The 15,227-nt window shown below is 57.6% G+C and carries 14 protein-coding genes and 1 other annotated feature; of the genes, 4 read left to right on the top strand and 10 right to left on the bottom strand.

Going from position 1 to position 15,227, the window contains the following annotated elements; genetic code table 11:
* Positions 1-19: 19 nt before the first annotated feature.
* Positions 20-1,672 carry a bifunctional UDP-sugar hydrolase/5'-nucleotidase UshA gene (gene ushA / locus F3J31_RS18145; protein WP_167214521.1) on the bottom strand — a complete coding sequence of 551 codons (1,653 nt, stop codon included), beginning with the start codon at positions 1,670-1,672 and terminating at the stop codon, positions 20-22.
* A gap of 161 nt (positions 1,673-1,833) precedes the next feature.
* Between ushA and F3J31_RS18140 the strand changes: the two genes are divergently transcribed.
* Positions 1,834-3,042: an MFS transporter gene (locus F3J31_RS18140; RefSeq protein WP_167214518.1), complete on the top strand. Its 1,209-nt coding sequence runs from the start codon at positions 1,834-1,836 to the stop codon at positions 3,040-3,042.
* Positions 3,043-3,272: 230 nt separating this feature from the next.
* Positions 3,273-4,949 carry a YbaL family putative K(+) efflux transporter gene (gene ybaL, locus F3J31_RS18135; protein WP_045909744.1) on the top strand — a complete coding sequence of 559 codons (1,677 nt, stop codon included), beginning with the start codon at positions 3,273-3,275 and terminating at the stop codon, positions 4,947-4,949.
* Positions 4,950-5,055: 106 nt separating this feature from the next.
* Here ybaL and F3J31_RS18130 read toward each other — a convergent pair whose 3' ends face one another.
* The 9 genes from F3J31_RS18130 to F3J31_RS18090 form a co-directional block, all read right to left on the bottom strand.
* Complete coding sequence (locus tag F3J31_RS18130; RefSeq protein ID WP_167214515.1) at positions 5,056-6,360, bottom strand: inosine/guanosine kinase; 1,305 nt, start codon at positions 6,358-6,360, stop codon at positions 5,056-5,058.
* Between the two features lie 62 nt (positions 6,361-6,422).
* A complete protein-coding gene (gene hemH / locus F3J31_RS18125; RefSeq protein ID WP_167214512.1) occupies positions 6,423-7,385 on the bottom strand; it encodes a ferrochelatase in 963 nt (320 codons plus the stop codon).
* A 125-nt stretch (positions 7,386-7,510) separates the two neighbouring features.
* A complete protein-coding gene (gene adk / locus F3J31_RS18120; RefSeq protein ID WP_006809841.1) occupies positions 7,511-8,155 on the bottom strand; it encodes an adenylate kinase in 645 nt (214 codons plus the stop codon).
* A gap of 228 nt (positions 8,156-8,383) precedes the next feature.
* Entirely contained in the window at positions 8,384-10,258 is a 1,875-nt protein-coding gene (gene htpG / locus F3J31_RS18115; RefSeq protein WP_167214509.1) for a molecular chaperone HtpG, read from the bottom strand.
* A gap of 110 nt (positions 10,259-10,368) precedes the next feature.
* Positions 10,369-10,974, bottom strand: coding sequence for a recombination mediator RecR (gene recR, locus F3J31_RS18110; RefSeq protein ID WP_008499298.1), 606 nt, complete (start codon positions 10,972-10,974; stop codon positions 10,369-10,371).
* On the bottom strand, positions 10,974-11,306 hold the full coding sequence (locus F3J31_RS18105; protein WP_003858972.1) for a YbaB/EbfC family nucleoid-associated protein: 333 nt from the start codon (positions 11,304-11,306) through the stop codon (positions 10,974-10,976). The genes recR and F3J31_RS18105 overlap by 1 nt, the downstream gene beginning before the upstream one ends.
* Positions 11,307-11,360: 54 nt before the next feature.
* Complete coding sequence (gene dnaX / locus F3J31_RS18100; RefSeq protein WP_167214506.1) at positions 11,361-13,289, bottom strand: DNA polymerase III subunit gamma/tau; 1,929 nt, start codon at positions 13,287-13,289, stop codon at positions 11,361-11,363.
* Positions 11,967-12,031 (bottom strand) — a sequence feature (DnaX frameshifting element). Its footprint overlaps the gene before it by 65 nt.
* An 88-nt stretch (positions 13,290-13,377) precedes the next feature.
* On the bottom strand, positions 13,378-13,929 hold the full coding sequence (gene apt, locus F3J31_RS18095) for an adenine phosphoribosyltransferase (RefSeq protein ID WP_000127359.1): 552 nt from the start codon (positions 13,927-13,929) through the stop codon (positions 13,378-13,380).
* 151 nt (positions 13,930-14,080) lie between these two features.
* On the bottom strand, positions 14,081-14,458 hold the full coding sequence (locus F3J31_RS18090; RefSeq protein ID WP_013095896.1) for a DUF454 family protein: 378 nt from the start codon (positions 14,456-14,458) through the stop codon (positions 14,081-14,083).
* Between the two features lie 50 nt (positions 14,459-14,508).
* Between F3J31_RS18090 and priC the strand changes: the two genes are divergently transcribed.
* On the top strand, positions 14,509-15,036 hold the full coding sequence (priC, locus tag F3J31_RS18085) for a primosomal replication protein N'' (protein WP_167214503.1): 528 nt from the start codon (positions 14,509-14,511) through the stop codon (positions 15,034-15,036).
* Positions 15,037-15,050: 14 nt separating this feature from the next.
* Positions 15,051-15,227: a pleiotropic regulatory protein RsmS gene (rsmS, locus tag F3J31_RS18080; protein WP_048225921.1), complete on the top strand. Its 177-nt coding sequence runs from the start codon at positions 15,051-15,053 to the stop codon at positions 15,225-15,227.

Below are 15,227 nucleotides of genomic sequence, written 5' to 3'. Positions count from 1 at the left end.
ACCGGGCAACACAACGGCACTACTGCCAGCTCACCTCACCTTTCGGCTCATACGCATTCACGTCAATCGGCGAATTCTGCTCGATATACTGCTTCAGCACTTCTGCATCGATAAAGCCGGTGTTCACGTATCCTGGTTTATTATCAATATGCGGATAGCCGTCGCCGCCGGTGGCGTTAAAGCTTAACGTCGCCAGACGGTAGGTTTTCGCCGGGTCAACCGGTTCGCCTTTGATCTTCAGGTCGTTAAGCTTGCCGTCTTTCGCTACGAAGCTCACGTTGGCAAACTGCGGATAGGCCCCGGAATCCGGCTTCATCTGCGCCACGGCGGTCAGGTAGTCAATGACCTCTTTCCCGCTCATGTCGGTATAGACCACCACGTTACCGAACGGCTGCACCTTCAGGACGTCTTTATAGGTGATGTTTCCGCCTTCGATGGAATCACGAATGCCGCCGCCGCTCATTACGCCAAAATCAGCCCCGGTGCGCGCCATTTGCGCCGCGAGCACCAGGTGGCCCATGTTGGTCTGCACGAAGCGAACTTTACTGCGATCCCCCTCCAGACGCCCGTTCAGCGTGCCGATTTTCACATCCAGCTGCGCCTTGCCTTTGTTCTGGAACGGCGTCAGCAGGGAGAGCATCTGCTGGTTTTCAGCGATCTCTGGCGTGTAAAGTACGCGCTCGCTTTTCCCGTCAGGGTACGTGACTTTCTTCTTCAGGTTGACCGGAATGAGCTGATAATGGACCAGCTTCATCTCGCCGTTACGGAACTCAAAGTCTGCCCGACCCACGTATTTGCCCCACTCGTGCGCCTGCACAATCCAGATACCGTTCTGACGGTCTGGCGCGCACGGCGTACCCGGGACGTAGTCCACCTGCTTTTTGTTTTCGGATGCCATGCACACCGGATCCTGTGAGTGACCACCCACAATCATCGCCAGAGAGCCCGCAGGCAGGCTGCGCGCCATCTCCACGTCACCGGGCGCGTTAGAGCCGTGCTCACCGTTGTCGTAGTGCCCCATGTGCGTGGTGGCGATAATCACGTCCGGCTTTTCGTTTTGCTGCAGCTCCTGAATCACCAGCTTCGCTTCGTCTGCCGGTTTGCGGAATTCGATATCGGTGAAGAACTCAGGGTTGCCAATTTTCGCCGTATCGTCGGTGGTTAAGCCGATGACCGCGATCTTCAGATCCTGACGCTTAAACAGCGCCCACGGCTTAAACAGGCGCTCGCCGGTACTTTTCTGGTAAATATTGGCGGAGAGGAACGGGAATTTGGCCCATTTTTCCTGCTGACGGAGTACGGTCAGCGGATTATCAAATTCATGGTTACCGACGGCCATCGAGTCGTAGCCAATCAGATTCATGCCGCGAAAGTCGGGTTCGGCGTCCTGCAAATCGGATTCCGGCACGCCGGTGTTGATATCGCCGCCTGAGAGCAGCAGCACGCTGCCGCCCTGGGCTGCGACCTCTTTACGAATGCCGTCCACCAGCGTTTTTTGTGCCGAGAGGCCATATTCGCCGTATTCACTGCGCCAGAAATGACCGTGGTGGTCGTTGGTATGCAGAATGGTAATTTTATAGGTTTTGTCTTTTTCATACGCCTGCGCAGGCAGGCTTACCAGCCCCCACGCCGCGATGAGCGCCAGCGCGACGCCCCGCTTCATTAACTTCATCTTCTCTCTCCCTGACCAATAGACAAAGGCAGAAATTACAGTGACTAATAAGAATAGACAAATAAGTTTTCATAATTGCGACTTTCTTCAAATGTCGCAGGCGGGTATGTTAGTCGGATAATAATTACTCCCTGCACTTCTGCTAACAAAACGTGGTATTTATGGCAATCAGTGAATCAACCCAGCCCGTTTCGGGCGCGCCGGCGTCGCGCACCTCCTTTAAAGTCTTAGGTGCAATCAGTCTTTCACACCTGCTCAACGACATGATCCAGTCGTTGATTCTGGCAATTTATCCGCTGCTGCAGTCCGAGTTTTCGTTAACCTTCGTGCAGATCGGGATGATCACCCTGACCTTCCAGCTGGCTTCCTCGCTGCTACAGCCGGTGGTGGGCTACTGGACGGATAAATACCCGATGCCGTGGTCGCTGCCGATCGGCATGTGCTTTACCCTAAGCGGTCTGGTGCTGCTCGCCATGGCCGGGAGTTTTGAAGTCGTGCTGATCGCCGCCGCGCTGGTGGGTACCGGCTCGTCCGTGTTCCATCCGGAGTCCTCCCGCGTGGCGCGGATGGCGTCCGGTGGTCGTCACGGCCTGGCGCAGTCACTTTTCCAGGTGGGCGGTAACTTTGGTAGCTCTCTCGGCCCGCTGCTGGCCGCAGTGATTATTGCCCCTTACGGTAAAGGCAACGTGGCGTGGTTTGTGCTGGCCGCGCTGCTGGCGATTATCGTGCTGGCCCAAATCAGCCGCTGGTATGCCGCTCAGCATCGCGTCAATAAAGGAAAACCTAAAGCGAAGGTTATCAATCCCCTGCCGCGCAATAAGGTTATCCTGGCGGTGGCCGTCCTGTTGGTGCTGATTTTCTCGAAATACTTCTATATGGCGAGCATCAGCAGCTATTACACCTTTTATCTGATGCAAAAATTCGGATTATCGGTACAAAATGCGCAGATTCACCTGTTTGCCTTCCTGTTCGCCGTTGCGGCCGGTACGGTCATTGGCGGGCCTGTGGGGGATAAGATTGGGCGTAAATATGTCATTTGGGGCTCTATCCTCGGCGTGGCGCCCTTTACCCTCATTTTGCCGTACGCCAGCCTTGAATGGACGGGAATTTTAACCGTGATTATTGGTTTTATCCTCGCTTCCGCGTTTTCCGCCATTCTGGTCTATGCCCAGGAGCTGCTGCCTGGCCGTATCGGTATGGTTTCCGGACTGTTTTTCGGTTTTGCCTTCGGCATGGGCGGGCTGGGTGCAGCGGTGTTAGGGATGGTTGCGGATCACACCAGCATCTTCCTGGTTTATAAAATCTGCGCTTTCCTGCCACTTCTTGGGATGTTGACCATATTGCTGCCTGATAACCGCCACAAAGCGTGAATTACGGGCAGCCAAAGTGTGACGTTGGCTGCCTGACACCCTGATGCCATAAGGGTTTCTTCTTTCTCCTCTCGCTGAATTTATCAAAATGCGCTTTTTTACGCGCATATTGCTGTTTTATTCAAACTTCAACAATTATTCATAAACATAAGAGTAAAAATTGTCATAAACTATTACTCGGTTTTTTGGTTTTTCACCAAAAAGGAACACCCACAACGAAAGGAGACGGAATGCACCACGCCACACCGCTTATCACCACCATTGTTGGTGGACTTGTGCTCGCTTTTATCCTCGGCATGATTGCCAATAAACTGCGTATTTCTCCTCTTGTCGGCTATCTGCTGGCAGGTGTGCTGGCGGGACCGTTTACGCCAGGCTTCGTTGCGGATACCAAACTGGCCCCTGAACTGGCGGAATTGGGCGTGATTCTGCTGATGTTTGGCGTCGGTCTGCACTTTTCCCTGAAGGATTTGATGGCGGTAAAGTCGATTGCCATACCGGGAGCGATCGCCCAGATAGGGGTGGCGACGCTGCTTGGGATGGCGCTTTCGGCCGTGCTGGGCTGGTCGTTAATGACCGGTATCGTATTTGGGCTGTGTCTCTCAACCGCCAGTACCGTGGTGCTGCTGCGCGCGCTTGAGGAGAGACAGCTGATTGACAGCCAGCGCGGGCAGATCGCGATTGGCTGGCTGATTGTTGAAGATCTGGTCATGGTCCTGACGCTGGTGCTGCTGCCCGCCGTCGCCGGGATGATGGAAAAAGACAACGTCGGCTTCGCCTCGCTGGCGCTGGATATGAGCATCACCATCGGTAAAGTGGTGGCGTTTATCGCCATCATGATGCTGGTGGGCCGCCGTCTGGTACCGTGGATCATGTCCCGCAGCGCGGCGACCGGCTCCCGCGAGCTGTTCACCCTCTCCGTGCTGGCGCTGGCGCTGGGCATCGCCTTTGGTGCCGTTGAGCTGTTTGATGTCTCCTTTGCCCTGGGCGCGTTCTTCGCCGGGATGGTGCTGAACGAATCCGAGCTGAGCCACCGTGCGGCGCACGATACGCTGCCGCTGCGCGATGCGTTTGCCGTGCTGTTCTTCGTCTCCGTCGGGATGCTGTTTGACCCGCTGGTGCTGATCCAGCAGCCGCTGGCCGTGCTGGGCACGCTGGCGATCATTATTTTTGGTAAGTCGCTCGCCGCCTTCTTCCTGGTGCGAATGTTCGGTCACTCACCGCGGACGGCGCTGACCATTGCCGCCAGCCTGGCGCAGATTGGCGAGTTCGCCTTTATTCTGGCCGGTCTGGGCATGGCCCTGAACCTGCTGCCGCAGGCCGGACAAAACCTGGTGCTGGCGGGGGCGATCCTGTCGATTATGCTGAACCCGGTCCTGTTTGCCCTGCTGGAAAAATACCTCGACAAAACCGAAACGCTGGAAGAGCAGACGCTCGAAGAGGCCATCGAAGAAGAGAAGCAGATCCCGGTGGATATCTGCAATCACGCCCTGCTGGTCGGCTTTGGCCGCGTGGGCAGCCTGCTCGGCGAGAAGCTGATGGCGCAGGGTATTCCGCTGGTGGTGATTGAAACCTCACGCACCCGGGTCGACGAGCTGCGCGAGCGCGGTATTCGCGCGGTGCTGGGCAATGCGGCAAACGAAGAGATCATGAATCTGGCGCATCTGGACTGCGCCCGCTGGCTGCTGCTCACCATACCCAACGGCTATGAAGCGGGTGAGATTGTGGCCTCCGCTCGCGCGAAGTGCCCAACGATTGAGATTATCGCCCGGGCGCACTATGACGACGAGGTGGAGTACATTACCGAGCGCGGTGCAGATAAGGTGGTGATGGGCGAGCGCGAGATTGCTAACACCATGCTGACGCTGCTGGAGAAACCGCCGGTTGAAGAGGCGGTGACGGGGTAAGTTTGGTGCGATCTGGTCCCCTCACCCCAGCCCTCTCCCCATAGGGGAGAGGGTGTTCAAGTTCCCTCTCCCCTATGGGGAGAGGGTTAGGGTGAGGGGTTTTCTTTTACCTGTCCCAATACGCCTCTTCGAGGCTGTCTTCCCGTTCCGGCAGGCCACGCGTTAAGCGCGGTGAGTGCTGGTTCAGCACCTGATAGCTTACGCGGTTGGCGTACTTGCACACCTGCGCCAGCGACGAATAGGTCAGCCAGCTGAACTTATGCTTGCTGGAATTCGGCACGTTGGTTTTGTGGTAGGCATTGGCGGTAATGTCGTGCAGCAGCGCGGCCAGCGCGCCGTCGCCTGCGCCGTTGGTGTTCATGATCTTCTCCGGACCGCCCATGTAGGGGGCGATGTGAGAATAAATACGCAGCGGATTCACGCAATCCTTGTAACGCATGCCGCGGCTGAACTCGTACTGGTTAAACTCGGCAATCGCGCCGGGCAGCAGCGGATGCTGGGTTTTGCGTTTGCTCTCTTCCTCCGTGAAGCCGGCCATATACAGTCCGACAGGGCCCGCGGTGCAGAGCACCAGATCCACCCAGTCCAGCGCTTTATCGGACGCCAGCAGCGGATCGCTTTCACCAGTCAGCGCTTCGGCCTCCTCTTCGTTCATCGCCAGAATCGAGACGTGCTCTTTCAGGAACGCCTGCCACCACTCCGGGTTATCGGCAATCACGAATTTGGTGCCCAGCGTCAGAACGACCGGCACGTCGTACTTCTTCGCGTACTCAATCGCCTTCATGGTCGCTTCAGGCATCGGCTCGCCCGGCTTGCATCGCACCAGGTAGGAGGTCAGCACCAGCGCCGAGGCGCCCGCAATCACCTCTTCGGGAATGCTTTCCGCGCGCAGCTTGTTCATATGCCCAGGACTGATGGCAAAGGTCCGCTCGCCGGATTCGCCGATCAGCGTAAAGCAGCGGCCAATCGGGCCGTCGACGCCCTGAAGATAGTTCAGATCGGTACGGCTGGAGGTGTTGCACAGATAGCGGTAGGCATAGCCACCAATTTCGATATTGCTGCACATCACGCCGAGCAGCACCGAGCGGTCGTCGGCCAGCACGGAGTAGTTGTGCATGGTATTGCCGATGGTGCCACCGGCGAACTGATGGGTAATCAGGTTTTCGCGCACCAGCTCCTGGTACAGCGCTTCGGCAACGTTATCCTCAATCACCAGCGAGTGCCCGGCGCTCAGACCGTAACGGGCGACAAACGCATCATCCACTTTCGCCTCAATGTCCACCAGCGTCTGATCGATACCGACGACCCACGCCGCGCTGGTTTCATTTTCTGGCTGGATTTGCTGCAGGAGCGGATCGCGGGCATCGACGGGGAAGTAGTGTTTGGATTTACGTTTACCGGGAAATTTCATGGTCTGAACTGTACGAAGAATATGGGCCGGGAATGGTAGCACAAACCCGGCCCGGAGTGCGATCAGCGGCTGTTCGTCACCAGTGAGACCATCATGTCGATATGCTCAGGCGAGTCGTTAAGCGCCGGAATGTACTCGTACTTTTCGCCGCCAGCCTCCAGGAAAAATTCCCGGTTTTGCACCGCGATCTCCTCCAGCGTTTCCAGACAGTCTGCCGAGAAGCCCGGCGACATCACCTGAATATGCTTCACGCCCTTCTCGCCGAGCATTTTGAGGGTTTCATCGGTGTACGGCGTCAGCCACGGCTCGCGGCCGAAGCGCGACTGGAAGGTCATCATCACCTTCTCCGGCGGCAGGCCAAGGGCGGAGACCAGCTCGCGGGTGGTATCGCGACAGCGCTGCGGGTAATCATCCCCTTCGTTAGCGAAACGCTGCGGGATCCCGTGATAGGAGAGCAGCAGCAGATCCGGCTCACCGTGCTTTTCAAACGACGCGCGCGCGCTGTTAGCAAGCGCCTTGATGTAGAGCTCGTTATCCGCGTAGTCGCGAATAAAGGTCACGCCCGGAATGCGGCGGCGGGTCGCCAGTATGCGCGCCAGCTCGTCCCAGACGGCGGCCACCGTCGAGCAGGAGTACTGCGGGTAGAGCGCCAGCACCACGATATGGTCCACGCCCTGCGCCAGCAGTGATTCTACCGCGCTTTCCAGAGAGGGTTTGCCGTAGCTCATGCCGAGCGCGACGGGCATCTCCTGCAGGCGGGCGGCCAGCGCTTTTTCCTGGCGACGGCTGTAGACCATCAGCGGCGAGCCCTCTTCCATCCATACGGACTGATAGAGTTTGGCGACGCGCGGAGAACGAATCGGCAGAATGACGCCACGCAGCAGCGGCCACCACAGCAGTCTCGGGAAATCCACGACGCGCGTGTCGCTTAAAAACTGTCGCAGGTAGCGTTTTACCGCGTCTGATGTAGGTGCTTCTGGAGTGCCCAGATTGGCAAGCAGGATGCCGGTTTTCGCCTGACTCATTCACGCCTCTTAACCATTTGATAGGTTGTCAATTGTAGCGGAAATGCGTTTAAACGAAACCCATTGCTGTAATAGGTAAGATGAGAATATTTCTCACCCGGAGGACCCGGGTGAGAGAAATGCAATTAGCCGAGGATTTTTTCCAGCTCTGCACGTACGTCAGCCACGGCTTTGGTGCCGTCAACTTTAGCGTATTTGGTGTTACCCGCCTGCGCTTCTTTGGTGTAGTAGCCGATCAGCGGCGCGGTCATCTGATGGTATTCCACCAGGCGCTTGCGCACGGTCTCTTCCTGATCGTCTTTACGGGTGGTCAGCTCTTCGCCAGTCACGTCGTCTTTGCCTTCAACCTTAGGCGGGTTGAATTTGATGTGGTAAACGCGGCCAGAAGCAGCGTGTACGCGACGGCCAACGATGCGGTCAACGATCAGCTCGTCCGGTACATCGAACTCCAGAACGTAGTCCACGTTGATGCCCGCTTCTTTCATGGCGTCAGCCTGAGGAATGGTACGTGGGAAGCCGTCCAGCAGGAAACCGTTACGGCAGTCTTCCTGAGCAATGCGCTCTTTGACCAGAGCAATTACCAGCTCGTCGGTCACCAGCTTGCCTGCGTCCATGATGTCTTTCGCCTGTTTACCCAGCTCGGAGCCAGATTTAACAGCGGCGCGCAGCATATCACCGGTGGAGATTTGCGGAATACCGTATTTCTCCATGATGAACTGAGCCTGAGTTCCTTTACCCGCGCCCGGAGCGCCAAGCAGAATAATACGCATTGCGAAAATCCCCTCAAAAGTCGTTTCAATTTTTCAAAAGCGCTAAACAATACCACCAGAACGGGCATCGCTCAAGGAAGGCAGGAAGGCTGAAACGGTTAATGGGGGAGATAATTTGGGATAGTGCGAGAATGCCCCCTCACCCTAACCCTCTCCCCAAAGGGGAGAGGGGACGATTATACCCTCTCCCCTTTGGGGAGAGGGCCAGGGTGAGGGGCAGGTGTTTAATTACGCCAGCAGCAGCACATTCACACGTTTAATGAAGAGGTTAGGATCTTCCAGCGTGCCGCGTTCGGCCAGCAGGGACTGATCCAGCAGGAGTTCAACCCACTCGGCAAAGCGAGCCTCGTCCTGGGTATCCGCCGCGCGTTTCACCAGCGGATGATCCGGATTAAGCTCAAAGATATATTTCACTTCCGGTACCGCCTGACCCGCTGCCGCGAACAGCTTCGCCATTTGGGTGCTCATTTCGTCGGCATCGGTCGTGACGATGGCCGGGGTATCGGTCAGACGGTGAGTGAAACGCACCTCTTTCACGCGGTCGCCCAGCAGGGTTTTCACGCGCTCAACGAACGGCTCCAGCGCCTTCTCGGCTTCTTTCGCGTTCTCATCCACTTCATCCGCCAGCTTGTCGATAGATTCGTCGGCTTTGGCAACGGACTGGAACGCCTTACCGTCGAACTCGGTCAGGTAGTTCATCATCCACTCGTCGATGCGGTCAGAAAGCAGCAGCACTTCGATGCCTTTCTTACGCAGCAGCTCCAGGTGCGGGCTGCTCTTCGCCGCGGCGTAGCTGTCGGCGGTGATGTAGTAGATCTTCTCCTGCCCTTCTTTCATGCGGGAGACGTACTCTTCCAGCGACACGGTCTGCGCGGAGGAGTCGGTGTGCGTAGAGGCGAAGCGCAGCAGTTTGGCGATGGTTTCAACATTCGCGGTGTCTTCTGCCGGGCCTTCTTTCAGCACCAGGCCGAACTGTTTCCAGAAGGTCTGATATTTTTCCGCATCGTCTTTCGCCAGTTTTTCCAGCATCTGCAGCGCACGTTTGGTCAGGGCGTTGCGCAGGTTACGGGTGACGGTGCTGTCCTGCAGAATTTCACGGGAGACGTTCAGCGGCAGGTCGTTGGAATCGATCAGGCCGCGGACAAAGCGCAGGTAGTTCGGCATGAACTGCTCGGCGTCGTCCATGATGAAGACGCGCTGCACGTACAGCTTCAGACCGTGCTTGTGATCGCGGTTCCACATGTCCCACGGCGCCTGTGCCGGGATGTACAGCAGGCTGGTGTACTCCTGCTTACCTTCCACACGGTTGTGGCTCCAGGTCAGCGGGTCGGTAAAGTCGTGGGCGATGTGCTTGTAGAATTCGTTGTACTCGTCGTCTTTAATTTCAGACTTGTTGCGCGTCCACAGCGCCTGCGCCTTGTTGATTTTCTCCCAGGAAACCACGGTTTCACCGTCTTTCTCTTCCTGTTTTTCAATCTCAACCGGCAGGGCGATGTGGTCGGAATATTTGCTGATGATGGAGCGCACGCGCCAGTCGTTCAGGAAATCATCTTCCCCTTCACGCAGGTGCAGGGTGATTTCGGTGCCGCGGTCCGCTTTGGTGATGTCATCAACGGTGTATTCGCCTTCCCCTTTGGATTCCCACAGCACGCCGTTTTCAGCGCTGTCGCCCGCCGCACGGGTGCGCACGGTAACTTTGTCCGCCACAATGAACGCCGAGTAGAAACCGACGCCGAACTGGCCGATGAGCTGGCTGTCTTTCGCCTGGTCAGAGCCCATGGACTCCAGGAACGCCTTGGTGCCGGATTTCGCGATGGTCCCGAGGTGGTCGATCACCTCGTCGCGGTTCATCCCGATGCCGTTATCGGCGATAGTCAGGGTGCGGTTCTCTTTATTAAACGAGACGCGCACGCGCAGCTCGCCGTCGCCTTCGTACAGATCCGGGTTAGACAGCGCGCGGAAGCGCAGCTTGTCCGCCGCATCCGAGGCGTTGGAAATCAGCTCACGCAGGAAAATTTCTTTGTTGGAATACAGGGAATGGATCATCAGGTGCAGAAGCTGTTTTACTTCTGACTGGAAACCACGGGTTTCTTGTCCTTTCATCTATGTCGACCTCAACAATGCCATTTAATGGGGTTTTAAAACGTTGAGTGAGAGATGGGGATACGGGGGGAAATTTTCAAGCGGAGGCCGCGCGCGCAGCCTCCGTTTGGTCAGAAAATAATCTTGTGACGTCCGGCCAGAGAGTGCGACAGCGTGGTGCCGTCCACCATCTCCAGCTCGCCGCCGACCGGCACGCCGTGGGCGATACGGCTGGCGTCAACGCCATACTGCGAGCACAGCTCGGCGATGTAGTTGGCGGTTGCCTCCCCTTCCACCGTGGGGTTGGTGGCGAGGATCACCTCTTTGATTGTTTCGGACTCAAGACGCTGTTCAAGGCGGTCAAGACCGATATCGTCCGGGCCAATACCGTCCAGCGGGGAGAGATGCCCCATCAGCACGAAATAGCGCCCGGAAAACTGCCCGGTTTGTTCGATGGCGTAGATGTCCGCCGGACTCTCCACCACGCAAATCTGGCCGTTTTCCTGACGACGCGGGTTCGTGCAGATGTTACACACGTCCTGCTCGGTAAAGGTACGGCAATCCGCACAGTGACCGATTTCTGACATGGCGCGGGTTAAAGCCTGCGCCAGGCGCATCCCGCCGCTGCGGTCGCGCTGCAATAGCGTAAACGCCATGCGCTGCGCCGACTTCGGGCCAACGCCCGGCAGGCAGCGCAGCGCTTCCATTAACTGCGTGAGCAGCGGACTGGTTTGCATCAGAACGGCATCTTGAAGCCAGGCGGCAGCTGCATGCCGCTGGACACGGAGGCCATTTTCTCTTTCTGGGTTTCGTCGATACGGCGAGCGGCATCGTTAAACGCGGCTGCAACCAGATCTTCCAGCATCTCTTTGTCGTCTTCGAGCAGGCTCGGGTCGATTTCCACGCGACGGCAGTTGTGCGCACCGTTGATGGTCACCTTGACCAGACCGGCACCGGATTCACCCGTGACTTCCAGCTGAGCGATCTCTTCCTGCATCTTCTGCATTTTTTCCTGCATCTGCTGAGCCTGCTTCATCAGGCCACCCAGACCGCCTTTTCCACCAAACATAGGCTTCTCTCTTCTTTCACGTTTAAGGATTACAACCGTAAGTCAGACTCACGATCAAATGGGGCGAATACTCTCTTCATCCAGATCGGCGTCGAAGAACCGGCGCAGAGTCTGAATATTGTTATCCGCAATAATCGCCTCGCGCGCCTGCGCGAGCTTCTCTTCATAAATGGCCTGGCGCCACTCGAGCGGCGTTTTCACTGCCGGATTATCATCTTCAATGATAGTCAATTCAACCGGTGCCCCCTGTAAAGCGGCAAGCGCCTCGGCCAGCGCCTTTTGCGCGCCCGGGGAATTCAGGTGACGCTGGCCCGGACGCAGGTGCAGACGCACCTGATTGCCGTCCTGCTCTTTCCAGGCGTTCAAAGCGACCTGCTCGACCAGCTTCGGCAGCTGGAGTTTGCTGACCTCGGCGGCCCAGGCATCGCGCGCAATCGACTCTTCGGCAAGCTTCGCGGAAAGCTCCGGCGTTTTTTCATGCTCCAGCGCCTTTTTCAGCGCTTTCGGCGTGGCCACCTCTTCCTTCACGGTTTCGGTGATGGTGGTTGCCTTCCAGCGGTAAGCCTCTTCTTTCACCGGGGCTTTCTGCTCGAGCGCGGACGGTGCCGGACGCGACTGTACGCGCTCCGTTACCGAGGCCAGTCGTTCAAGCGCGGCGTTGTTCACCGGCCGCGCTCTTCCTGGCGCTGCCGGTTCACTCTTTTTTGGTTTGGTTACTCCCTGGGCACGCTGCAGCTGGCTGCGCGCGGCAAGCACCGAACTGGTGGCATCCGACAGCGGTACGTTCTGCTGCGGTGGCGGCGTCGGCTGCGGCGGCACCTGCTGCGGTGACATCACCGCCGTGGGCGCGACCGGCGCGAAAGACTGTCGCGGCACTTCCGGCTCCGGCAGCGGCATGCGCGGGTGGAACGCCAGCGCGCGCAGCAGCGTCATTTCAACGCCCATACGCGGATCCGGCGCAAACGGTAACTCTTTGCGGCCAATCAGCAGCGTCTGGTAATAAAGCTGCACGTCGGCAGGCGGCACGGTGCGGGCAAGCTCACGCATCCGCTGTTCAATGGCCGCCATATCCGCGCCAATCGCGGAGGGAGAAAGCTGCAGCATCGCCACGCGGTGCAGCAGGCTGAGCATCTCAACCAGCAGCCCTTCCCACTCAATACCGCGGGCAGCGGCCGCGTTCACCTGCGACATCACGCGTTCGCCGTTAGCGGCAATCATCGCTTCGATAAGCGACAGCGCCTGATCGTCATCCAGCGTGCCAAGCATGGTGCTGACCGCCTCAGTGGAGAGCTTGCCGTCACCGCTGGCAATCGCCTGATCGGTCAGACTGAGCGCATCGCGCAGGCTGCCGTCCGCCGCGCGGGCCAGTAGCTGCAGGGCGCGCGGTTCGTGGACAATGTTCTCTTCATCGAGAATGTGCTCAAGCTGCGCACGGATCTGCTCGACGTCCAGTGCCTTCAGGTGGAACTGCAGGCAGCGCGATAAAATCGTGACCGGCAGCTTTTGCGGATCGGTGGTCGCCAGCAGGAACTTCACGTGCGCGGGCGGCTCTTCCAGCGTCTTCAGCAGGGCGTTGAAGCTGTGGCGCGAGAGCATGTGCACTTCATCGATCAGGTAGACCTTGAAGCGGCCGCGCGCCGGGGCGTACTGCACGTTGTCCAGCAGGTCGCGGGTATCTTCAACTTTGGTGCGCGAAGCGGCATCGATTTCGATCAGATCGACAAAACGCCCCTGCTCGATCTCCCGACAGTTATCACACACGCCGCACGGCGTGGCGGTGATCCCGGTTTCGCAGTTGAGACCTTTTGCCAGCAAACGGGCAATAGAGGTCTTACCGACGCCGCGGGTGCCGGAAAAAAGATAGGCGTGATGGATGCGACCTAGCGACAAGCCGTTCGCCAGGGCCGTCAGCACATGTTCCTGACCGACAACGTCAGCAAAGGTTTGTGGTCGCCATTTACGGGCTAACACCTGATAACTCATGGGCAGGCTCTGCAACGCTGGAAGGTGAATTTATGGAGGGGAATGCTATCACAACCTCACCCATTGAGCGAGGTTGTGAAAACCGGGATTAGTGACCCGGGAAAGGCACCAGGCTGTAGCTGGTAATACCCTGTTTTTCCAGGCGCTGTTCACCGCCGAGATCGAACAGGTTGATGATGAAGGCCGCGTCGGTCACTTCCCCACCCAGACGACGGATCAGCTTCACGGTCGCTTCAATGGTGCCGCCGGTCGCCAGCAGATCGTCAACCACCAGCACTTTGTCGCCAGGCTTGATCGCGTCAACGTGGATCTCCAGCTGATCGGTGCCGTACTCCAGCTCGTAGCTTTCTGCAATGGTTTCACGCGGCAGCTTGCGCGGCTTACGCACCGGCACAAAACCTACGCCCATCGCCAGCGCAACCGGTGCGCCAAACAGGAAGCCACGGGCTTCGGTACCTACTACTTTGGTGATCCCGGCGTTTTTATAACGCTCGACCAGCAGTTCAATGCTGAGCGCGTACGCTTTCGGGTCTTCCAGCAAGCTGGTGACATCACGGAAAAGAATGCCAGGCTTTGGATAGTCCTGGATGCTTTTGATGCTGTTTTTCAGATATTCAAGCTGCTGTGCAGTTGCGGTCATCGGTTTGTGCCTAAATGAAACAGTGTTACTCACGGCGCGCAACGGGTCGGCAAAGGTAACAATTGTTTAACCTTTAACCAGGCGCGCCTGTGCTCGAAAACGGTCGAATTTACTGGCTGTACGCAATAATTGCAACAGCCATGATAAGGCTTCAGTGCTTTTGTTGCTTTTCATCAACCACGGGGATCCGCCACATGAAGATAAGCAGGCAGGTCAGGATGACCAGCAGCAGGATCCGCACCCACATCATTTTCACCAGCCATAATGAAATGGCGAAGGTGATGAGGATCACCGCGATCGCGCGCGGCTTGGCGCCGGGCGGCATGGCCCGGTGTTTTTGCCAGTGCCGCAGATAGCCGCCAAACCATGAGCGATAGAGCAGCCAGTGGTGAAAACGCGGTGACGAGCGGGCGAAGCACCAGGCCGCCAGCAGGATAAACGGCGTGGTCGGCAGCAAGGGTAAAACCACACCCAGCGTGCCAAGCACTACCGCGAGCCAGCCAATGATGATTAAAATAGTACGCTGCATAATGCGAATCGTTATCAAACTGAACGGCTACTTTACCACTGGAGAGCGCCTTGAAAACAGCACTGCTTCTTGAGAGGCTGCAAAATCAGCTGATTGCTCTGCGGGAGCAGGCCACGCCGCTGACGGGGCACGCCACGCTGAAACCGCGCTTTGACCGGCAGCTTTTTCGTACCCGCAGCACCGTTATTCAGGATTACCTGGCTGAAGCGCAGACGAACCTCGACGAGCTTCGCCATGCGGTTGAGCATGAACAGCAGGAACAGGTGGCATGGCTTGCGGCGCATCTCACCGAGCAGATCACCGCGCTGCATCGCGAAATCGCCGCCTGGCCGCTGCGCGCCTGGGACAGCGCCTCACCGGGGCTCGGCAAATGGCAGCGCAAGCGGCTGGAGAACCAGGAATTTGAACGCCGACTGTTTGAGATGAAGCGCGAACGCGAGGTGCGCCTGAACAACAGCGAAACGCTGGAAGAGCAGCAGCTATTGATGCGCGAGATTAGCGCGCTGGAAGGACGCATCGTCCGCTGCCGTCAGGCGCTGGATGAAATTGAACGCGTCATAGAACGTTTGACCCGTTAACAGGAGCCACACCCATGTCACTGGAAAATGCACCCGATGAGGTCAAGCTGGCCGTCGATTTGATTATGCTGCTGGAGAATCATGAGATCCCCGCCGGGACGGTGCTTAAGGCTCTGGAGATTGTACGGCGGGATTTTGAGGGGAAACTTCCCCCTCACCCTAACCCTCTCCCACGGGGAGAGGGAAAATAG

The organism is Enterobacter sp. Acro-832 (genome assembly GCF_011752745.1).
GTDB classification, from domain to species: Bacteria; Pseudomonadota; Gammaproteobacteria; order Enterobacterales; family Enterobacteriaceae; genus Enterobacter; species Enterobacter quasiroggenkampii.
This window is presented reverse-complemented; position numbering and strand designations above follow the sequence as displayed.